15 protein-coding genes are annotated in these 18940 nt (G+C 54.1%); all 15 read left to right on the top strand.

Going from position 1 to position 18940, the window contains the following annotated elements:
- The first annotated feature begins 33 nt into the window (after positions 1-33).
- The 15 genes from serC (at position 34) to HU737_RS26440 (ending at position 18929) form a co-directional block, all read left to right on the top strand.
- On the top strand, positions 34-1119 hold the full coding sequence (serC, locus tag HU737_RS15500) for a 3-phosphoserine/phosphohydroxythreonine transaminase (RefSeq protein WP_186554756.1): 1086 nt from the start codon (positions 34-36) through the stop codon (positions 1117-1119).
- Positions 1119-2213 (top strand): prephenate dehydratase, encoded by a 1095-nt coding sequence (gene pheA, locus HU737_RS15495; RefSeq protein ID WP_186554757.1) that lies wholly within the window; start codon positions 1119-1121, stop codon positions 2211-2213. Before serC ends, pheA begins: the two co-directional genes overlap by 1 nt.
- A gap of 252 nt (positions 2214-2465) precedes the next feature.
- Positions 2466-4673, top strand: coding sequence for a bifunctional prephenate dehydrogenase/3-phosphoshikimate 1-carboxyvinyltransferase (locus tag HU737_RS15490; protein ID WP_367616064.1), 2208 nt, complete (start codon positions 2466-2468; stop codon positions 4671-4673).
- A complete protein-coding gene (gene cmk / locus HU737_RS15485) occupies positions 4670-5356 on the top strand; it encodes a (d)CMP kinase (protein ID WP_186554759.1) in 687 nt (228 codons plus the stop codon). Before HU737_RS15490 ends, cmk begins: the two co-directional genes overlap by 4 nt.
- Before the next feature lie 122 nt (positions 5357-5478).
- A complete protein-coding gene (gene rpsA, locus HU737_RS15480) occupies positions 5479-7155 on the top strand; it encodes a 30S ribosomal protein S1 (RefSeq protein WP_186554760.1) in 1677 nt (558 codons plus the stop codon).
- A gap of 483 nt (positions 7156-7638) precedes the next feature.
- On the top strand, positions 7639-7938 hold the full coding sequence (gene ihfB / locus HU737_RS15475; RefSeq protein ID WP_186554761.1) for an integration host factor subunit beta: 300 nt from the start codon (positions 7639-7641) through the stop codon (positions 7936-7938).
- A gap of 19 nt (positions 7939-7957) precedes the next feature.
- Positions 7958-8221, top strand: coding sequence for a lipopolysaccharide assembly protein LapA domain-containing protein (locus HU737_RS15470; protein WP_186554762.1), 264 nt, complete (start codon positions 7958-7960; stop codon positions 8219-8221).
- A gap of 104 nt (positions 8222-8325) precedes the next feature.
- Positions 8326-9765, top strand: coding sequence for an MBL fold metallo-hydrolase RNA specificity domain-containing protein (locus HU737_RS15465; RefSeq protein ID WP_186554763.1), 1440 nt, complete (start codon positions 8326-8328; stop codon positions 9763-9765).
- A gap of 217 nt (positions 9766-9982) precedes the next feature.
- Positions 9983-11059 carry an LPS O-antigen chain length determinant protein WzzB gene (locus tag HU737_RS15460; protein ID WP_186554764.1) on the top strand — a complete coding sequence of 359 codons (1077 nt, stop codon included), beginning with the start codon at positions 9983-9985 and terminating at the stop codon, positions 11057-11059.
- Between the two features lie 1293 nt (positions 11060-12352).
- A complete protein-coding gene (locus tag HU737_RS15455) occupies positions 12353-13486 on the top strand; it encodes an NAD-dependent epimerase/dehydratase family protein (protein ID WP_186554765.1) in 1134 nt (377 codons plus the stop codon).
- On the top strand, positions 13486-14490 hold the full coding sequence (locus HU737_RS15450; protein ID WP_186554766.1) for a WaaS/CpsH family glycosyltransferase: 1005 nt from the start codon (positions 13486-13488) through the stop codon (positions 14488-14490). Before HU737_RS15455 ends, HU737_RS15450 begins: the two co-directional genes overlap by 1 nt.
- Positions 14491-14529: 39 nt before the next feature.
- On the top strand, positions 14530-15855 hold the full coding sequence (locus HU737_RS15445; protein WP_186554767.1) for an O-antigen ligase family protein: 1326 nt from the start codon (positions 14530-14532) through the stop codon (positions 15853-15855).
- Positions 15852-17129 carry a lipopolysaccharide biosynthesis protein gene (locus HU737_RS15440; protein WP_186554768.1) on the top strand — a complete coding sequence of 426 codons (1278 nt, stop codon included), beginning with the start codon at positions 15852-15854 and terminating at the stop codon, positions 17127-17129. Before HU737_RS15445 ends, HU737_RS15440 begins: the two co-directional genes overlap by 4 nt.
- Positions 17126-18373, top strand: coding sequence for a hypothetical protein (locus HU737_RS15435; protein ID WP_186554769.1), 1248 nt, complete (start codon positions 17126-17128; stop codon positions 18371-18373). The genes HU737_RS15440 and HU737_RS15435 overlap by 4 nt, the downstream gene beginning before the upstream one ends.
- Positions 18315-18929: an acyltransferase gene (locus HU737_RS26440; protein ID WP_367616038.1), complete on the top strand. Its 615-nt coding sequence runs from the start codon at positions 18315-18317 to the stop codon at positions 18927-18929. Before HU737_RS15435 ends, HU737_RS26440 begins: the two co-directional genes overlap by 59 nt.
- The last annotated feature ends 11 nt before the right edge of the window (positions 18930-18940 follow it).

Raw genomic sequence — 18940 nt, 5'->3', positions numbered from 1 at the left:
CCGCTTACTGAACAGAGCAGAGCGAGAGTGGATGTGAGCAAACGAGCCTTTAACTTCTGCGCAGGCCCTGCTGCGCTTCCTGACGCTGTCCTGCAGCGCGCCCAGGCTGAAATGCTGGACTGGCGTGGCAAGGGCTTGTCGGTGATGGAGATGAGCCATCGCAGCGACGACTACGTGGCCATCGCTGAAAAGGCCGAGCAAGACCTGCGTGACCTGCTGTCCGTCCCCTCCAACTACAAAGTCCTGTTCCTGCAGGGTGGTGCCAGCCAGCAGTTTGCCGAGATCCCGCTGAACCTGCTGCCGGAAACCGGCACTGCCGACTACGTCGAAACCGGCATCTGGTCGAAAAAGGCCATCGAAGAAGCGCGCCGCTTCGGCAACATCAATGTCGCTGCCAGCGCCAAGGGCTACGACTACCTGGCTATTCCAGGCCAGAACGAATGGAGCCTGACCAAGAACGCCGCATACGTCCACTATGCTTCCAACGAAACCATTGGCGGCCTGCAGTTTGACTGGGTGCCCGCGACCGGAGACGTTCCGCTGGTGGTCGACATGTCGTCCGACATCCTCTCGCGTCCGATCAACGTTGCCGACTACGGCCTGATCTACGCCGGCGCGCAGAAGAACATCGGTCCAAGCGGCCTGGTCGTGGTGATCGTGCGCGAAGACCTGCTCGGTCGCGCCCGCAGCAGCTGCCCGACCATGCTCGACTACAAGGTTTCGGCCGACAACGGCTCGATGTACAACACCCCGGCGACTTACTCCTGGTATCTCTCGGGCCTGGTGTTCGAGTGGCTCAAGGAGCAGGGCGGCGTCGAGGCCATGGAAGCACGCAACCGCGCCAAGAAAGACCGTCTGTACGGCTTCATCGATGCCAGCGACTTCTACACCAACCCGATCAGCGTCAACGCCCGTTCGTGGATGAACGTACCGTTCCGCCTGGCTGACGAGCGCCTGGACAAGGCCTTCCTTGCCGGTGCTGACGCCCGTGGCCTGCTCAACCTCAAGGGTCACCGTTCGGTCGGCGGCATGCGTGCCTCGATCTACAACGCCTTGGGTCTGGACGCCGTTGAAGCGCTGGTCGGCTACATGGCCGAATTCGAGAAGGAGCACGCTTGATGGCCGAGCAGGAACTCAAGGCGCTGCGCGTGCGCATCGACAGCCTCGACGAGAAAATCCTCGAGCTGATCAGCGAGCGTGCCCGCTGCGCCCAGGAAGTGGCCAAGGTCAAGACCGCCACCCTGGCCGAAGGCGAGAAGCCGGTGTTCTATCGCCCTGAGCGCGAAGCAGCTGTGCTCAAGCGCGTCATGGAGCGCAACAAGGGGCCGCTGGGTAACGAAGAGATGGCGCGGCTGTTCCGCGAAATCATGTCCTCGTGCCTGGCCCTGGAAGAGCCGCTCAAGGTCGCCTACCTCGGCCCTGAAGGCACCTTCACCCAGGCGGCGGCGATGAAGCACTTTGGTCACGCCGTGATCAGCAAGCCGATGGCGGCGATCGACGAAGTGTTCCGCGAAGTGGCAGCTGGCGCCGTCAACTTCGGCGTAGTGCCGGTGGAGAACTCCACCGAAGGTGCGGTCAGCCACACCCTCGACAGCTTCCTCGAGCACGACATGGTCATCTGCGGTGAAGTCGAGCTGCGTATTCACCATCACTTGTTGGTGGGCGAGAACACCAAGACCGACAGCATCACCCGCATCTACTCCCACGCCCAGTCGCTGGCCCAGTGCCGCAAGTGGCTGGACGCCCATTACCCGAACGTCGAGCGCGTGGCGGTTTCGAGCAACGCCGAGGCGGCCAAGCGGGTCAAGGGTGAGTGGAATTCGGCGGCGATCGCCGGCGATATGGCGGCCAACCTGTATGGTTTGACCCGCCTGGCGGAGAAGATCGAAGACCGTCCGGACAACTCCACGCGGTTCTTGATGATCGGCAGCCAGGAAGTCCCGCCGACCGGCGACGACAAGACCTCGATCATCGTCTCGATGAGCAACAAGCCCGGTGCGCTGCATGAGCTGCTGGTGCCGTTCCATGACAATGGCATCGACCTGACTCGCATCGAGACTCGTCCGTCGCGTAGCGGCAAGTGGACGTACGTGTTCTTCATCGACTTCGTGGGTCATCACCGCGACCCGCTGATCAAGGCGGTGCTGGAGAAGATCAGCCAGGAAGCCGTTGCGCTGAAAGTGCTGGGCTCGTATCCGAAGGCGGTACTCTGAGGTTGAAGCGGGTCTGTGAGGGTGATGGGGCCGCTGCGCGCCCCTTCGCGGGCAAGCCCGCTCCCACAGGGTTCTGTGCTGTACCTGATCTTGTGCACGACACAAATCCCTGTGGGAGCGGGCTTGCCCGCGAAGGGGCGCGCAGCGGCCCCAGCCCCTCAAATGACCTGCATGTTTTCATCCGGCAGCAGGCTGCCGTTCTGAACAGGGTTCGCACTCGTGGTTGATGTGGTAGCAAACAAATCCGCGCCGATTATCGGTCGCCTGGTAGTCGTCGGCCTCGGCCTGATCGGCGGCTCGTTCGCCAAGGGCCTGCGCGAAAGCGGCCTGTGCCGTGAAGTGGTCGGTGTCGATCTCGACGCACCCTCACGCAAACAGGCAGTAGCGCTAGGCGTGGTCGACCGCTGCGAAGAAGACTTGGCGACCGCCTGCGTCGGCGCCGACGTCATCCAGCTGGCCGTGCCAATCCTGGCCATGGAAAAAGTCCTCGCGCGCCTGGCCCAGCTCGATCTCGGCGATGCGGTCATCACCGATGTCGGCAGCGCCAAGTGCAACGTGGTACGCGCCGCCCGCGAAGTGCTCGGTGCGTCCCTGCCGCGCTTCGTCCCCGGTCACCCGATAGCCGGCTCCGAGCAGAGCGGGGTGGAGGCTTCCAATGCGACGCTGTTCCGCCGCCATAAAGTCATCCTCACGCCTCTGGCTGAAACCGACCCTGCCGCGCTGGCGCTGGTCGATCGCCTGTGGCGTGCGCTGGATGCAGATGTCGAGCACATGCCGGTGGAGCGCCACGACGAAGTGCTGGCCGCCACCAGTCACCTGCCGCACCTGCTGGCGTTTGGCCTGGTCGACTCGCTGGCCAAGCGCAATGAAAACCTCGAGATCTTCCGGTACGCTGCGGGAGGCTTCCGCGATTTCACGAGAATCGCCGGTAGCGACCCGATCATGTGGCACGACATCTTCCTCGCCAACCGCGAAGCTGTCCTGCGCACCCTTGATACATTTCGTAGCGACCTCGACGCCTTGCGCGACGCGGTCGATGCAGGGGACGGGCACCAGTTGCTGGGTGTATTCACCCGCGCTCGGGTTGCCCGCGAGCATTTCAGTAAAATCTTGGCCCGTCGGGCCTATGTGGACGCTATGAACGCCAACGATCTGATTTTCCTGGCCCAACCTGGTGGCCGCGTGTCCGGACGGATCCGCGTTCCAGGCGACAAGTCGATTTCCCATCGCTCGATCATGCTCGGCTCGCTGGCCGAAGGCACCACCGAGGTCGAAGGCTTCCTCGAAGGCGAGGACGCCCTGGCGACCCTGCAGGCCTTCCGCGACATGGGTGTGGTCATCGAAGGCCCCAACCATGGTCGGGTGACCATTCATGGCGTCGGCCTGCATGGCCTCAAGCCGCCGCCTGGGCCGATCTATGTCGGCAACTCCGGCACCTCGATGCGCCTGCTCTCCGGCCTGCTGGCCGGTCAGCCGTTCGACGTGACCATGACCGGCGACGCTTCGCTGTCCAAGCGCCCGATGAACCGCGTGGCCAACCCGCTGCGTGAGATGGGCGCTGTGGTCGAGACCGGCCCGGACGGCCGTCCACCGCTGACCATTCGCGGTGGGCAAAAGCTCAAGGCGCTGACCTACACGCTGCCGATGGCCAGTGCCCAGGTCAAATCCTGCCTGCTGCTGGCAGGCCTGTACGCCGAAGGCAAGACCACCGTCACCGAGCCTGCGCCGACCCGTGACCATACCGAGCGCATGCTGCGCGGCTTTGGCTATGCCGTTGAGTCCAACGGCCCGGTCGCCTCGCTGCAGGCTGGCGGCAAGCTGACGGCAACCCGCATCGAAGTCCCGGCAGATATCTCGTCGGCGGCGTTCTTCCTGGTCGCGGCATCGATTGCCGAGGGTTCCGAGCTGGTGCTGGAGCACGTTGGCATCAATCCGACCCGTACCGGCGTGATCGACATCCTGCGCCTGATGGGCGGCGACATCACTCTGGAAAACCAGCGTGAAGTTGGCGGCGAGCCCGTGGCTGACCTGCGCGTGCGCGGGGCCAAGCTCAAAGGTATCGAGATCCCTGAAGAGCTGGTGCCGCTGGCCATCGACGAATTCCCCGTGCTGTTCGTCGCCGCTGCCTGCGCCGAAGGGCGCACCATCCTGCGTGGCGCCGAAGAGCTGCGGGTCAAGGAATCGGACCGTATCCAGGTCATGGCTGACGGCCTGATCACCCTGGGCGTGAAGTGCCAACCGACCCCGGACGGCATCATCATCGACGGCGGCCCGATCGGCGGCGGCGAAGTGCATGGTCACGGCGACCACCGTATCGCGATGGCCTTCAGCGTTGCCTCGCTGCGCGCCACTGCGCCGGTACGCATCCATGACTGCGCCAACGTCGCCACCTCGTTCCCGAACTTCCTCGCCCTGTGCGCCGAAGTTGGCATCCGCGTCGCGCAAGAGGCTCAATCGTGAATTCGCAAGCCCCCGTCATCACCATCGACGGACCTAGCGGTTCGGGTAAAGGTACCGTAGCCGGACTGCTCGCCCGCGAGCTCGGCTGGCGCCTGCTCGACTCCGGCGCGCTGTACCGTTTGCTGGCGTTCAACGCCAGCAACCACGGCGTCGACCTGACCAACGAAGAGCTGCTCAAGGCCCTGGCCGCCCATCTGGATGTGCAGTTCATCGCGGCTGAACCCGGTAAGCTGCAACAGATCATCCTTGAGGGTGAAGACGTCAGCAATGTCATCCGCACCGAGACAGTCGGCGCCGGCGCCTCGATGGTGGCTTCGCTGCCGGCAGTGCGTGAAGCCTTGCTGCAGCGCCAGCGCGCCTTCCGCGAAGCCCCCGGGTTGATCGCCGATGGCCGTGACATGGGCACCGTGGTGTTCCCCGATGCGCCCTTGAAAGTGTTCCTCACCGCCAGCGCGGAGGAACGCGCTCGACGCCGCTATTTGCAGTTGAAGGGCAAGGGTGAAGATGTTAGTCTGGCGAGTCTCCTGGATGAGATACGTGCGCGCGATGAGCGTGACACCCAGCGTGCAGTGGCCCCGCTCAAGCCGGCGGCCGATGCGATTCAGCTGGACTCGACAGAGTTGTCCATCGAGCAGGTGTTGCAACGCATCAGAAGTGAGCTCGCCCTTCGCGATCTCATTTGATGACAGGAAGGCAGGCAGGGGCACCAGTCAACGTCCTGCCCGCTTTCCTTTACATAACGAAACCCACATTGTCTGGAATGTGGCTAGGGGCGTTTCCTTCGCCCAAATCTACAGGAATTAAAATGAGCGAAAGCTTTGCAGAACTCTTTGAAGAAAGCCTGAAAACCCTCAATCTTCAGCCGGGTGCGATCATCACCGGTATCGTTGTCGACATCGACGGCGACTGGGTTACCGTACACGCTGGCCTGAAGTCCGAGGGCGTCATCCCGCTCGAGCAGTTCTACAACGAAGCTGGCGAGCTGACCATCAAGGTCGGTGACGAAGTTCACGTTGCGCTGGACGCGGTCGAAGACGGCTTTGGCGAAACCAAACTGTCCCGTGAAAAAGCCAAGCGCGCCGAGTGCTGGATTGTTCTGGAAGCAGCTTTCGCCGCCGAAGAAGTGGTCAAGGGCGTTATCAACGGTAAGGTTAAAGGCGGCTTCACTGTCGACGTTAACGGTATCCGTGCGTTCCTGCCAGGTTCCCTGGTTGATGTCCGCCCAGTGCGCGACACCACCCACCTCGAAGGCAAAGAGCTGGAATTCAAGGTCATCAAGCTGGACCAGAAGCGCAACAACGTCGTTGTTTCGCGTCGCAGCGTCCTGGAAGCCGAGAACAGCGCCGAGCGCGAAGCCCTGCTGGAAACCCTGCAGGAAGGCCAACAAGTCAAAGGTATCGTCAAGAACCTCACCGACTACGGCGCATTCGTGGACCTGGGCGGTATCGACGGCCTGCTGCACATCACCGACATGGCTTGGAAGCGTATCAAGCACCCGTCGGAAATCGTCAACGTTGGCGATGAAGTTGATGTTCGCGTCCTGAAGTTCGACCGTGAGCGCAACCGCGTTTCCCTGGGTCTGAAGCAAATGGGCGAAGATCCGTGGGTCGCTATCACTGCACGCTACCCAGAAGGTACTCGCGTACAGGCTCGCGTTACCAACCTGACCGACTACGGCTGCTTCGCTGAGCTGGAAGAAGGCGTTGAAGGTCTGGTACACGTTTCCGAAATGGACTGGACCAACAAAAACATCCACCCGTCGAAAGTCGTTCAGGTTGGCGACGAAGTGGAAGTTATGGTTCTGGACATCGACGAAGAGCGTCGTCGTATCTCCCTGGGCATCAAGCAGTGCAAGTCCAACCCATGGGAAGACTTCTCCGGCCAGTTCAACAAGGGTGACAAGATCACCGGTACCATCAAGTCGATCACCGACTTCGGTATCTTCATTGGTCTGGACGGCGGCATCGACGGTCTGGTTCACCTGTCCGACATCTCCTGGAACGAAACCGGCGAAGAAGCCGTACGTCGTTTCAAGAAGGGCGACGAGCTGGAAACCGTCATCCTGTCGGTCGATCCAGAGCGCGAGCGCATCTCCCTGGGTATCAAGCAACTGGAAGACGATCCGTTCTCCAACTTCGTTGCTGTGAACGACAAGGGTGCAATCGTTAAGGGTATCGTCAAAGAAGTTGACGCCAAAGGCGCCATCGTTACCCTGGCCGACGACATCGAAGCCACTCTGAAAGCTTCCGAAATCAGCCGTGACCGCGTCGAAGACGCCCGTAACGTCCTGAAGGAAGGCGAAGAGATCGAAGCTAAGATCATCAGCGTCGACCGTAAGTCCCGCGTTATCAGCCTGTCGATCAAATCGAAAGACGACGCTGAAGAGCGCGAAGCTATCCAGAGCCTGAAAGCGGCTCCAGAAGCTGCTGCCGACACCACCATGGCTGCGCTGCTGCGCGAAGCAATGGCCAAACAGAACTGAGTTCTGTTTGATCGGTAAAAGAAGGGCGACTTAGGTCGCCCTTTTTTATTGCCCGCCTTTTAAGCCCCTCTCTCCCGCCGAGGACTGGCACTCATCGCCTAGGAGATCACTTAGCCCTCGCGGGCTGCGCTGCCGCGCAGGGAGCAGGTTCCAGCGTGGGAGCGGGCTTGCCCCGCGATAGCGCTTAATCAGGCAATGATGTCGACCCTGCTAATGCCAGTGCCGGCCAGGCTCGCCTACAGCAGTTGTATATGCCTTAAGCGCGCTGTAGGCATTGCCTTGGCTGCGAGGCAGCCCCAGAGGCCCTAACCCCACCATACCCGTGTGAGCACCCCACGCCCCAGCACTGTGCGCACCCTCATCTCCCACTGCACCAATCTTGAATTTTTTTATTAAGTCAAGAACCGCCCTGTTCAAATCCCCCAGAGCGTGCTACAAACTGGTTAAGCAATGATCTAGCTGCTTGATAACGAAGGGAAAAATATGACGAAGTCGGAGCTGATCGAACGTATTGTCACCCATCAAGGGCTGCTCTCGTCCAAGGACGTCGAGCTGGCCATCAAGACCATGCTTGAGCAGATGTCGCAATGCCTGGCCACTGGCGATCGCATCGAGATCCGTGGATTTGGCAGCTTCTCTCTGCACTATCGCGCTCCCCGGGTAGGGCGCAACCCCAAGACCGGCCAGTCGGTGAGCCTCGAAGGCAAGTTCGTGCCACACTTCAAGCCGGGCAAAGAGCTGCGTGACCGGGTCAATGAAGAAGAGCATGAGGTCCACACCTGATTAGGGAAGGAACAGACTGATGCGTAATCTCAAGCGCGCCCTGGCGGCGTTGTTCGTTCTGCTGCTGGCGGCCGTGGTGCTGTTCTTCGTGCTGGAAAATCAGCAAGCGGTCTCACTGGTGTTGTTCGGTTGGGCGGCGCCTGCGGTGCCGGTTGCGGTACTGGTGCTGGCTGCCCTGGTCGTCGGCCTGGCGGTCGGGCCTTTGCTCGGTGCTTATGGGGTGATGCGCAGCAAGCGCAAAATTCGCGCTTCGGCCCGTCAGGCGGCCGTGGCAGGCAACTAACAGGCGATTCCTACAAGTGCAGCCAATTTTTTCGATTGGCAGGCCGCGCCCAGAATGAAGTAATAGCGCCCTTCATTTTTCTGGCCCGCAAAGGTGTCGCTCGCATGGAATACCCTTTCCTGTCGCACCACGGTGGCACCCGAGGCGTCACCGGCTCCTGCCACCAGCTGCACCTTGATCCCCATACCAGCCTGCTGGTCGATTGTGGGCTCGAGCAAGGTAGTGATGCAGCCCCGGGTGCCGAATCAGCGCCGCTGGGGTTTTCCATCGAGGGTATTCAAGCCCTCATCGTCACCCACGTACACCTGGATCACGTCGGCCGAATCCCTGCCTTATTGGCTGCCGGCTATCGCGGCCCAATCCTGTGTAGCGAGCCCTCTGCAAAACTGCTCCCCCTGGTGCTGGAAGATGCCTACAGGCTCGTTGTCAGCAGCGAGCCTGCTCAAGTTGCGCGATTCCTGGCGCTACTCGAAAGCCTCGTTACGCACTTGCCATTTGCACAGTGGCACAACCTGGTCGAAGCTGATGGCCTGGTGTGTCGCATCCGCCTGCAGCGCGCTGGGCACCTGCTCGGTTCCGCTTATGTCGAATGCGATGTGCAGCGGGCAGGTCAAGAGGGCAGCACACGCATCGTGTTCTCGGGCGATCTCGGTGCGCCCAACAACCCGCTGTTACGGCCCGTTCAACCACCTGAACGCGCAGACCTGTTGGTGCTGGAAAGCACCTATGGCGACCGCCTGCACCCTGATCGTAGTGAGCGACAGCAACGTTTGGAAGCCGCGATCGATCGCGCGCTCGCCGATCAAGGCACCATCCTCATACCCGCGTTCAGTCTTGGCCGTACGCAGGAGCTGCTGTATGAGCTGGAAGACATTCTGCATCGCAAAGGCTTGCTCAGCGCAGAGGGGGGGATCACGGGTAATGATGCCCTCATCTGGTCGCGACTGCCGATCATCCTCGACTCACCACTGGCCCTGCGCATCACTCAAGCCTATCGGGAGCTGCATCGGTTCTGGAGCGATGAGGCCAGGCAGCGGTTGAGCGAAGGGCGCAAGCCGCTGGCGTTCGAGCAACTGCTGTGCATCGATAGCCATGCCAAGCATCAGCAGGTGGTCAATTACCTCAAGAGCACTGGGCGGCCGGCGATTGTCATTGCCGGCAACGGCATGTGCTCGGGTGGGCGGATCGTCAATTACCTCAAGGCGATGCTTGGAGATTCGCGGCATGAGGTGATTTTCGTCGGGTATCAGGGGAGGGGGACGCCTGGGGCGGTGATACAGGGCAGTGAAAGGGCTGAAGGGCTTGTGCGGGTTGACTTGGACGGGGATATGTATGAGATTCGTGCGAAGGTGATGACGTTGGGTGGGTACTCGGCGCATGCGGATCAGGAAGGGTTGGTGAGGTTTGCGTTGGGCGAGGGGAGTGTGGCAAAGCGGGTGGTGTTGGTGCATGGGGAGGGCGAGGCGAAGCAGGGGCTGGCGCAGGCTATGGTCCGCAGGTTCGCTGAGACGGGAAATGAAGTGGATGTGTGCATAGCATCATGATCAACTGATGGGCTGCAAAGCGGTGATCGGAAAAGAAGGAACTTTTCTGTGACAGCTTCTCTCTATTACTGATTAACTCTTATGGATAGAAGCGCGCCAAGCATGTTGGCGATTTGCCGCTACGCTTCATAGGGTTGGGGGTGCCGCCGAGTTGGCGCGGCTGAGGCCTTATCCAGGAATGTATGTAACCAGACGGACCCAAGGAAAACTAGAATAAATGCGCGATGATCGTGAGCGCCTGCATGGTGATGATGAAATTGATGTGTTCGAGCTGGTGGGAGGACTTTGGAGGCGAAGGGGTCTGATCGTGCTGACAGCTACGATCGTGGGTGGGGCGGCTGTGCTATATGCGCTCTTCGCAACGCCGATTTATGAGGCTAAAGTCTTTGTGCAGCCACCTTCGCAGAATGATATTGCTCAGTTGAATTACGGGCGCGGGGGGAGCTCTGGGCTTGGTATGCTCGGGGTCAAGGATGTGTATGAAATCTACCTTCGCAATCTTCAGTCGGAGTCTTTGCGTAGGGAGTTCTTTCGCACTATCTATCTGCCGAGTTTGCCTGAGGATGAGCGGGGAGGCTCACAGGATGAGCTGTACGGCGAATTTCAAGAAGTGCTTTCATTAGGGGCAGCCGCCAAGGAAACCCCTAATCGTTTTTATGTAAAGGCTCGGCTACCGGATCCGCAGCAGGCTGCTGAGTGGGCAGTGCATTACATAGAGATGGCAGGTAGTCGTGGCAAGGTAGAGGTCACCAAAGACGCAAAGGCTGACGCAACGATAAAAGCGAATAACCTAGAGCAGGAAATTAAAGCTGCGCGAGAAAGCGCACGTAAGCAGCGCGAGGATCAGGTTGCTCAGCTGACAGAGGCGTTACGAGTAGCTCATTCGATTGGTTTAGAAAAGCCGCCAATTATCTCTGGCAATCTCTCTACCGAGGTCTCTGCTGGGATGGATGGCTCTCTCACTTACATGCGTGGCTCTAAAGCGTTAGAGGCTGAAATCGAGAATCTGCGTAAGCGTGTATCAGATGATCCTTTTGTGGATAACCTCCGGCAGAGGGAAGAGGCGCTAGCCTTCTATCGCTCTTTGCAAATTGATCCTGGCGTAGTTCAAGTCTACCGGCAAGACGGCGCAATCGAGTCTCCAGATAAACCAGTCAAGCCCAAGAAATTACTAATTATCGTTCTAGGAGTGCTCGGGGGGCTGGGCATTGGAGCTCTGTTGGCGTTCTTGTTGAATCTCAAGTCTGAGATGGGCGTGCGAGGTTCTAGAGAGCATTCAGGTATGTCCAAGTGATGGCGTTTTTTACGCGACTGCAGCGCTAAGATGGCGCACTGGCCTGTTCATCCGTGCGGGACGTTGATAGTTTTCTCGGGCATTTTGTGGCTATTGCGCAATGATGGCGAAAAGACGTTCTCCGTTCTGGTCGGATGATTTGCTACTGATAGAAATACAGGCCATGTTATGACCAGCCTTATTCCGAGCCCTCATACCGCTTCTCATGATCAGAGAGATTTTGAAGATATTCCGATTAGCGCGGCGGCGGCCTCTTGATCGGACCCATTACCGTATGTGTGCCACAGTCTCGTTCATTTACGCTCTTTGCTCAACCTATGAGTATGAAACCAATACACTTCTTCGGCCGGTCTCGTCGAGTGATCTGGAGTAGCTTGATCATACTCAAATCCACTGTCTGTATTCGACCCGTTTGCGGTTGCGTAGGTGAGTGGTACTAAATTTCTGCGACACTCTTCTTAAATACCTCTGCTCATACACTGCGCTTTAGGTCGGATTTAAGTACGGCGGGGGGCGCGATTGGGCAAGGTTTTAGGGATAAATTTAAATATTTAAGCTGGTTCTGTGAGAGCCATAAAAATTATGGATAGTCATAGCTTTGTTGGTTTAAAAGTTTCATTATATCCAGGGGCGGCCCGGTGGCTCAAAGTGGTCCGGTTTAGTTCGCTGTTCAGCAATAGCGTCGGGACATCGTTAAGGATTTTTAGGTGGATTTTCCAAGGTGCATCAAGGAAGTCCGGTTACAAGATAGATTTTTTTGGATGTATTATGCTGCAGGCATAATTGGTTGAGTGGCTGAATTGCTTGAGAGTGATACAGTTGAGAGGCTGGCCTGAGTGGTGAGTTTTATAGCCTGCGCTTACAGTTGGTGTTACAGTTTTTTGATATGGTATGGAGTGCGAGCTGAGCATTTTGATCTTGTACGGTTTTTCACGTTGTCACTACTTTAACCTTCTCGCGAGGCGCGCGATTATTCTGACCTGAGTGTAAGTTGAAAGTGCTCGTATATCTCGTGGCTGCTATTGATTTGCAATTGATTATGAATGGCTGGGTATTCATCCTGAATTACTCGTCACGTATTTATCATTTAATCTAACCCTTAGAGATTACCATACATGTATTTAGGTACAGGAATGATGCAGGGCGAGCGGGTAGCTTTCCGGAGGCATCGATAGCTCCGGTGTGTTGCAAACGTCAGCTGGATGTGGTTGAAAAAGGGTGATGCGCTCGGGCTGTGTTGCACTGCGCTCGCGCAACAGCCATACTTATATTTTTTTGAAAGGAACAGTGTCAATGAAAATTCTCATCACTGGCGGCGCGGGCTTCATCGGTAGCGCGCTGGCAATTGCACTTGCGGAACGAGGAGATGAGATAACTGTTCTGGATAATCTTTCGCCACAAATTCATGGTGAAAATCCTGAAACATCTGCGCTTGTCCAGCGCTTGCCTGCTTCGGTTCGTTTTGTAACAGGGGATGTTCGTGATCGTGCTGCCTGGGCAGCCGTATTGGCGGGGCAAGAGGTGGTTGTGCACCTGGCTGCTGAAACCGGCACGGGCCAATCCATGTACGAGATTGACCGCTATGTAGACGTCAATGCTCGCGGTACATCTTTGCTGCTAGACATCTTGGCAAAAAAGGAAGCTGGCAGTGAATCCGTGCGCCGTCTGGTGGTTGCGTCTTCACGAGCGATTTATGGTGAGGGCAAGTATCAAGGCCGAAATGGCTTCGTCTACCCGGGTGCACGGTCCTTGAGAGACTTGCAAGCTGGCATCTTCGAATGCAGAGACCCGGAAACTGGTGATATTGCCACACCCGTACCGACCGATGAGTCCTCGCGCATTCATCCTAGCTCGATCTACGGCATTACGAAACAAGTACAGGAGCAGTTGATGCTCACTGGAGGTGCGTCTTTGGGCATCGGTGCTGTGGCGCTGCGATACCAAAATGTGTACGGTCCTGGTCAGTCACTGAAAAATCCTTACACAGGTATCCTCTCGATTTTCTCCACATTGCTCTTGCAGGGCAAAGATGTGAACATATTCGAGGACGGCAAAGAGAGCCGCGACTTCGTTTTTATCGATGACGTGATTGACGCGACCATCGCAGCTATTGATTCGGACGTAACGGGCACTGCTTATAATGTGGGCACGGGAGAGGCCACAGACGTATTGACCGTAGCGCACTTGCTCAAATCCAATTACGGTGTTGGGGGCGAAATCAAGGTTTCCGGTAATTTCCGTATCGGAGATATTCGTCATAATATCGCTGATCTCTCTAATATTAAGCATGATATCGGCTTCGTCCCAAAAGTTTCCTTCATCGAAGGCGTCAAGGCATTTTCGCAGTGGGTGAAAACCCAAGAAATCAGTGATTCTGGCTATGAGCGCTCGGTTAATGAGTTACGAGTTAAGGGTTTATTAAAGTGATGGATGGCGCAAAAAATTTAGTTGGCAAGCGAGTGTTGTTCATCGCTCCAATGTTTTTCGGCTACGAGAAGCTTATTAAAGCAGAACTGGAGTTGAAGGGAGCAAGTGTCGAATACTTTAACGACCGCCCCGATAATGGTTTTTGGACTAAGGCGCTGATCCGGGTGGATCGGCGCCTACTTGCACGTAAGACGGATGTTTATTATAGAAATATCATAGAGTCCACTTGTGGGGAAACATACGATCATATTTTGATTGTCCGGGGTGAGGCTATTTCAATAAAGTTGCTGAGGCGGCTTCGCGAGATTCAGCCTAAAGCCCGTTTAAGCTTGTATCTCTGGGACTCCATGCATTATAACCCTAATGCACGTAAGTTGCTGGGCGAATTTGATCAAGTGTTTTCCTTCGACCGCTCTGATGTTGAGCAGAATATGAAGTTGGAGTTCCTACCCCTGTTTTACGGGAGGGAATTTGAACGTTCGGCACAGTGGTCGGATGCGCCGGAGTACGACGCCTGTTTTATAGGCACTATTCACACTGATCGTTACAAGGTCTTAGAGAAAGTAGTTAATAGCTTGCAGGCGCGAGGACGGAAGGTATTTGTGTTCTGCTATTATCCTTCAAAATTACTATTCCGCTTGCGCGCCCTGATGGACCCTGGCTTTCGTCGATTCGGTAGAAAATATGTCAGCTTCAACGGAATGAAGCTTAGCGCGGTAGTAGAACGTATTGCTCAAAGTCGGGCGGTAATCGATGTAAATCGACCCGGCCAGTTGGGTTTGACTATGCGCACAATCGAGGCGGTAGGGGCGCAACGTAAGCTTATTACCACTAATGCGGATGTGGTTAACTATGATCTTTATCAGTCACGTGGTGTACTACTGGTGGATAGACAAAATCCCGTGGTTGACGATGAGTTCCTTTATCGAAAAGAATTACCCTTCGATTCAGTGCTTCGCGAACAATACTCGGTTTCGACCTGGGTAGACCGGATTTTCCGATAAACACCTGAGTGATTGTTCGTCATTGGTTCCATTAATTATATGAAAAATGACACAGCAGAAAAGAAATCTGGCTTCGACAAAGTATTGGTGTGGCTTGCACTGTCCTCAATATTTGTATCGGGGCTTTATGTTGAAACTAGCTATGGGATTTTATTTTTTTCATATTTTTTGATGATTGTCACGTATGTATTTGCTATTGTGCGGATAAAGTCATTTGGGTTTAGAAGGGTCTATGTCTTATTGTTTTTATCATTGTGCGCTATTTCAGTTCTGGGTTATGTAGTTTCGGGTTTTAGTTACGACCTGGATATAAATAGGTTGATCTCTATTTTTGTGAAGATCGCCATGCTTTTGTTTTTTGTCCTATTTTTCACAGCTGTTTATGATTTGTGTGGGCGATCGGCAAAGCGTTTGTTTCAGCGTTATCTCGACGTCGCATTTATTTTTTCTAGTATAGGGGTTCTCCAAGAGCTGCTTTTTTTGGCTTCCGGCGTGGATTTCCTTCTCCCTGTGGCGGATGGTGCAAAGAATTATGGAACATATCTTGGTGTCGCCGGTTTAAGTGTTGAACCAGCATTTTTTGCTTGTGCCTTGTTGCCTGCTGGTAGTTATTACGTATCGAACTTTACACGCACCTTTAAATTTGAGTTGCGGGCGGTGGTTGTCATTGGTGCTGTGTTGCTCTCAACATCTTCTCTTGGATATTTGGGGTTGTTTATATCGGCACTGATAACGATCGTGTTTGGAATAAAGCTTCGCCATGCTTGGGTACTGTTTTTGATCATACCTCTACTCAGCTTTGGTGGATACAAGGCAAGTCAATTAGAATTTTTCCAAATGCGCTTGAATGACACGCTTGCGGTGATAAGGGGTGCTGAGCTTACTATGAGTACAGGTATGAATATTAGCACCTACTCGCTTGCTGTAAATATGTCCATGTCTCTGCGTTCTATCCAGGATAATTATGGATTTGGAACAGGTTTTGGAACGTACAGTGCTGTTTTTGATCACTATATTAATGATTATGAAATGCCTAATTATCGTGATGACCTGCCAGGTCGCGGCTCTGGAACATCACTTTTTGCACGCCTTACCGCAGAGCTTGGTGTTGCTGGCTGGCTTCTTTTTTTAATATCTTTAATTTGGTGTTGGCGTGAGATTCGTGGAGGTGACACTCCAGCTATCAGTATTGCTTATACTGCTACCCTAATGATTATCTTGTTGCGCATGGGGGAGTATTACGTGAATGGAGTAGTTCTTGTCTTTATGATGATCTACTGGCTCCATCTTGAAGGGCATCGACGGAGGGTGCAAACCCGCGCTTCGAAAGATTTTGTTAAGGTGAGCGGGCACTTATCACAATGAACTTTAAGCGTGTGGCTGCTGTACTTAATACACTTATTCTTCGTGGCTTAGGTTCTGGAATTGCAGTGTTGTTTACTGTTATGGTCTCGCGTCATTTGCCTACAGATTCAGCCGCGCGGTTTTTCTTATTGTTCAACATTAGCACTATCGCAGCGGTCTGCTTCCGTTGGGGGTTAGATGAAGTCATTATCCGTCGGGTAGCTAAACTGTCTGCAGAGGAGATCCCGAAAACGGCGCAGCACTTGGCGGCCCTTTCACATCGGCGCGTGGCTCTCTGGGTAGTTATTTGCTTGTTATTATTATCTGTAGTGGTTTGGCATCCAACGTTTCAAAACACCTTGGTGGCGATTGATACACTCAGTCTGATAAACGCTATATTCGCTGCTGCATTTGTGGCATTGTCAGCATGTATTGCCCGCATTTTGCAAGGCAGTGGTCGTACCAACTTGGCGACTTTTCTTCTAAACATCGTAGTGCCAGGGCTGTCCCTTCTTGGCCTACTTGTGTTGATCAGTAGCAAGAAGGCTGATGCTCGTGATCTTATTCTCCTCTATACTTGTGTATCTGCCGTAGTGTATCTCTTCACTACCATAAGCTTTTACGGTAATCCGCTGGGTTTGCTTTTGATGGCATATAAGCTGAAGTGGGAGGGTGTCGATAGCAGTGCTGCCAACAAATTAGGCGTAGTTGTACTAGCACAGCAAGTACTAGGATGGGCAGCTCTACTCATTGTTCCATATTCATATGGCGACGAGGCGTATAAAGGGTTCGTAGTGGTGCAAAAACTTGCCACGCTCATTAGTTTGGCTATGTTGGCAGTTAACTTCACTTTTTCAAGACGCTTCGCATCATTATATGCCGCAGGCGACTTGCAGCAACTCCGAAGAATAGTCCGATATTCCCTGCTAACCATAATGATAGCTAGCATAGGGGGCGCACTATTTCTTGTGCTGACTCGTCAATGGTTGTTTGCCTATGCAGAGGTAAGCAATAATATGACGACAATGCTTCTTATTTTGTTGATAAGTCAATTGTTTTTTTCGATTTCTGCTTTGTTTTCAATAGTGCTGAGTATGGCGCATGACGATAACTTTTTGTTTATCACCCAAGCTGCGATCAATGGGGTGGGGAGCTTAGTATTCATTACGGCCAGTCACTTCTTCTCCCTGGAGGCAGTCTCGGTGTCTTTGGTTTGCTCTTACGCATTACTTTCGTTCGTCCTTGGTGTGCGCGTGTATAGTCTATTTATTATTCCCCAGGACGAGCAGAAATGACTTCCTTCCATGATTATGAAAAAATACAAAATTTTAAGTCTAGTGGCACGGCTTTCTTCGGTGGCGTGAATTATGCTCATGTGGTTGCACCTTATTTGTATGATAAGTCATTAATTGGGTTATTCAAGAAGATTATATTTTCCCTGTTCTTTTCGACGTGCGTTTCGCTGGAGAAGTCGAAGGGGGGCTCGATACTTTTATACTATTCGGGTCGCTACAAGCGGAGGGCTGATTATGATTACATTCCTCAGAGGTTGCGTGAGTTGCTGGGCACCAATTGTGGCTACGCCGAATCCATAGAGCGATTTTCATTAGGTCAGGCTTTTTTTACACTGAAAGAGTTTTTTAGCGGTTGGCATGGTGCTAAAGGTTACGACGTCAATGCTCTACAACGTTTGGGTTGCGCGTTACTGATATCTAAGTATCGTTCTACGGCGAAGCGAATTTTTCCCGCGTTACTTCAGGATAAAAAACGACTTATTACTTTTTGCGATGCACATGCCCCGGAAAATTTGTTAGCGCAAATGGCCAATGTCGTTGATATTAAGACATTCACAACACAGCATGGCCAATATCGAGTTCTCGATGCTTCTAACATTAGTTCCGATGCAGAAGCATATGCGAATTTCGTTTCAAATTATATTTTATGCTGGGGTGAAGCAACCGCAAGCGAATTCGTTCGTTTCGGTTTCAAAGCAGAGCAATTGATTGTCACCGGATGGATCAAGGATTGGGATGCTATAACACCTCACCCTTCGCTCGGTGTATTCGGTGTGATGCTTAATGGAGAGAATGGTAGGGCGTCCAATGCTGCCCTACTAGATGCTGCTAAGCGAATTGCTCAAAGTCTAGATTTACAATATGTGGTGCGCTTACATCCATGGAGTACACCAAAGCAATATTTGGAATTGCTGGATGAACGTTGTGCTGGGATTGGTCATTACGGTCTGTCTTGCTATTTAGCTAAAATTGACTTCGGTGTGGCTCACATGACTGGGGCAACCATTGAAATGTTGTATGCTAATGTGCCAGTTTATTTGCTAAATGACGGGAGACTTTCCACAGCTTTTTGCGCTGACGGTTTGAGTTTTAGTAGTCCAGAGACCATAATAGCAGCTCGGTCTGAAGATATACGATTCCCTGAGTGCGCAAGGAAAAGAACGCAGAAATTGAGTAAGTGGTTTAATGACGACGACGCTCAGGCTACGCGCATCCGCGCAGTTTTGCTCAATGAGAGATCTTGAAGTGCACAATTTATTTAAAGTGGCGTGGGCGATACGAGGGCTATTGTATAAAATAGTCTTCGGCCAATTTTCTATGCCGAGTTATATCGGTCCGCCAATATTTCTATTCCGGTCTCGACGTATGTATGTGGGTAAGCGTGTACGTATTTTTCCGAATTTGCGAGCAGAATGTCACGGTATAGGTCGCTTGTTTATACATGATAATGTGGCGATTGGGCAAGGGCTACATGTCACCTGTATGGGAGATCTGCATATCGGGGAAAGTACGCTTATCACAGGTTATGTCTCCATTACCGATATTGAGCACGAGTACGAGTCTATTGGTGTCCCAGTATTGGATCAAATTACAACTTGGAAGAAAACGGAGATTGGCAAAAACTGCTTTATTGGAATGGGCGCACGTATACAGGCGGGAACCATTTTAGGTGATGGGTGCATAGTGGGTGCCAATTCAGTTGTTCGGGGTAAGTTCCCAGACTTTTGTGTAATCGTCGGCTCACCTGCTCGCATCGTGAAACGCTATGATCCCGTCTCCGCACAGTGGCAGCGTTGCTAATCTGCTACAAA

The sequence above is a fragment of the Pseudomonas urmiensis genome, from assembly GCF_014268815.2.
Lineage (GTDB): Bacteria > Pseudomonadota > Gammaproteobacteria > Pseudomonadales > Pseudomonadaceae > Aquipseudomonas > Aquipseudomonas urmiensis.
Note: the sequence above shows the minus strand (reverse complement) of the source record. Positions and strands in the feature narration are given on the sequence as shown.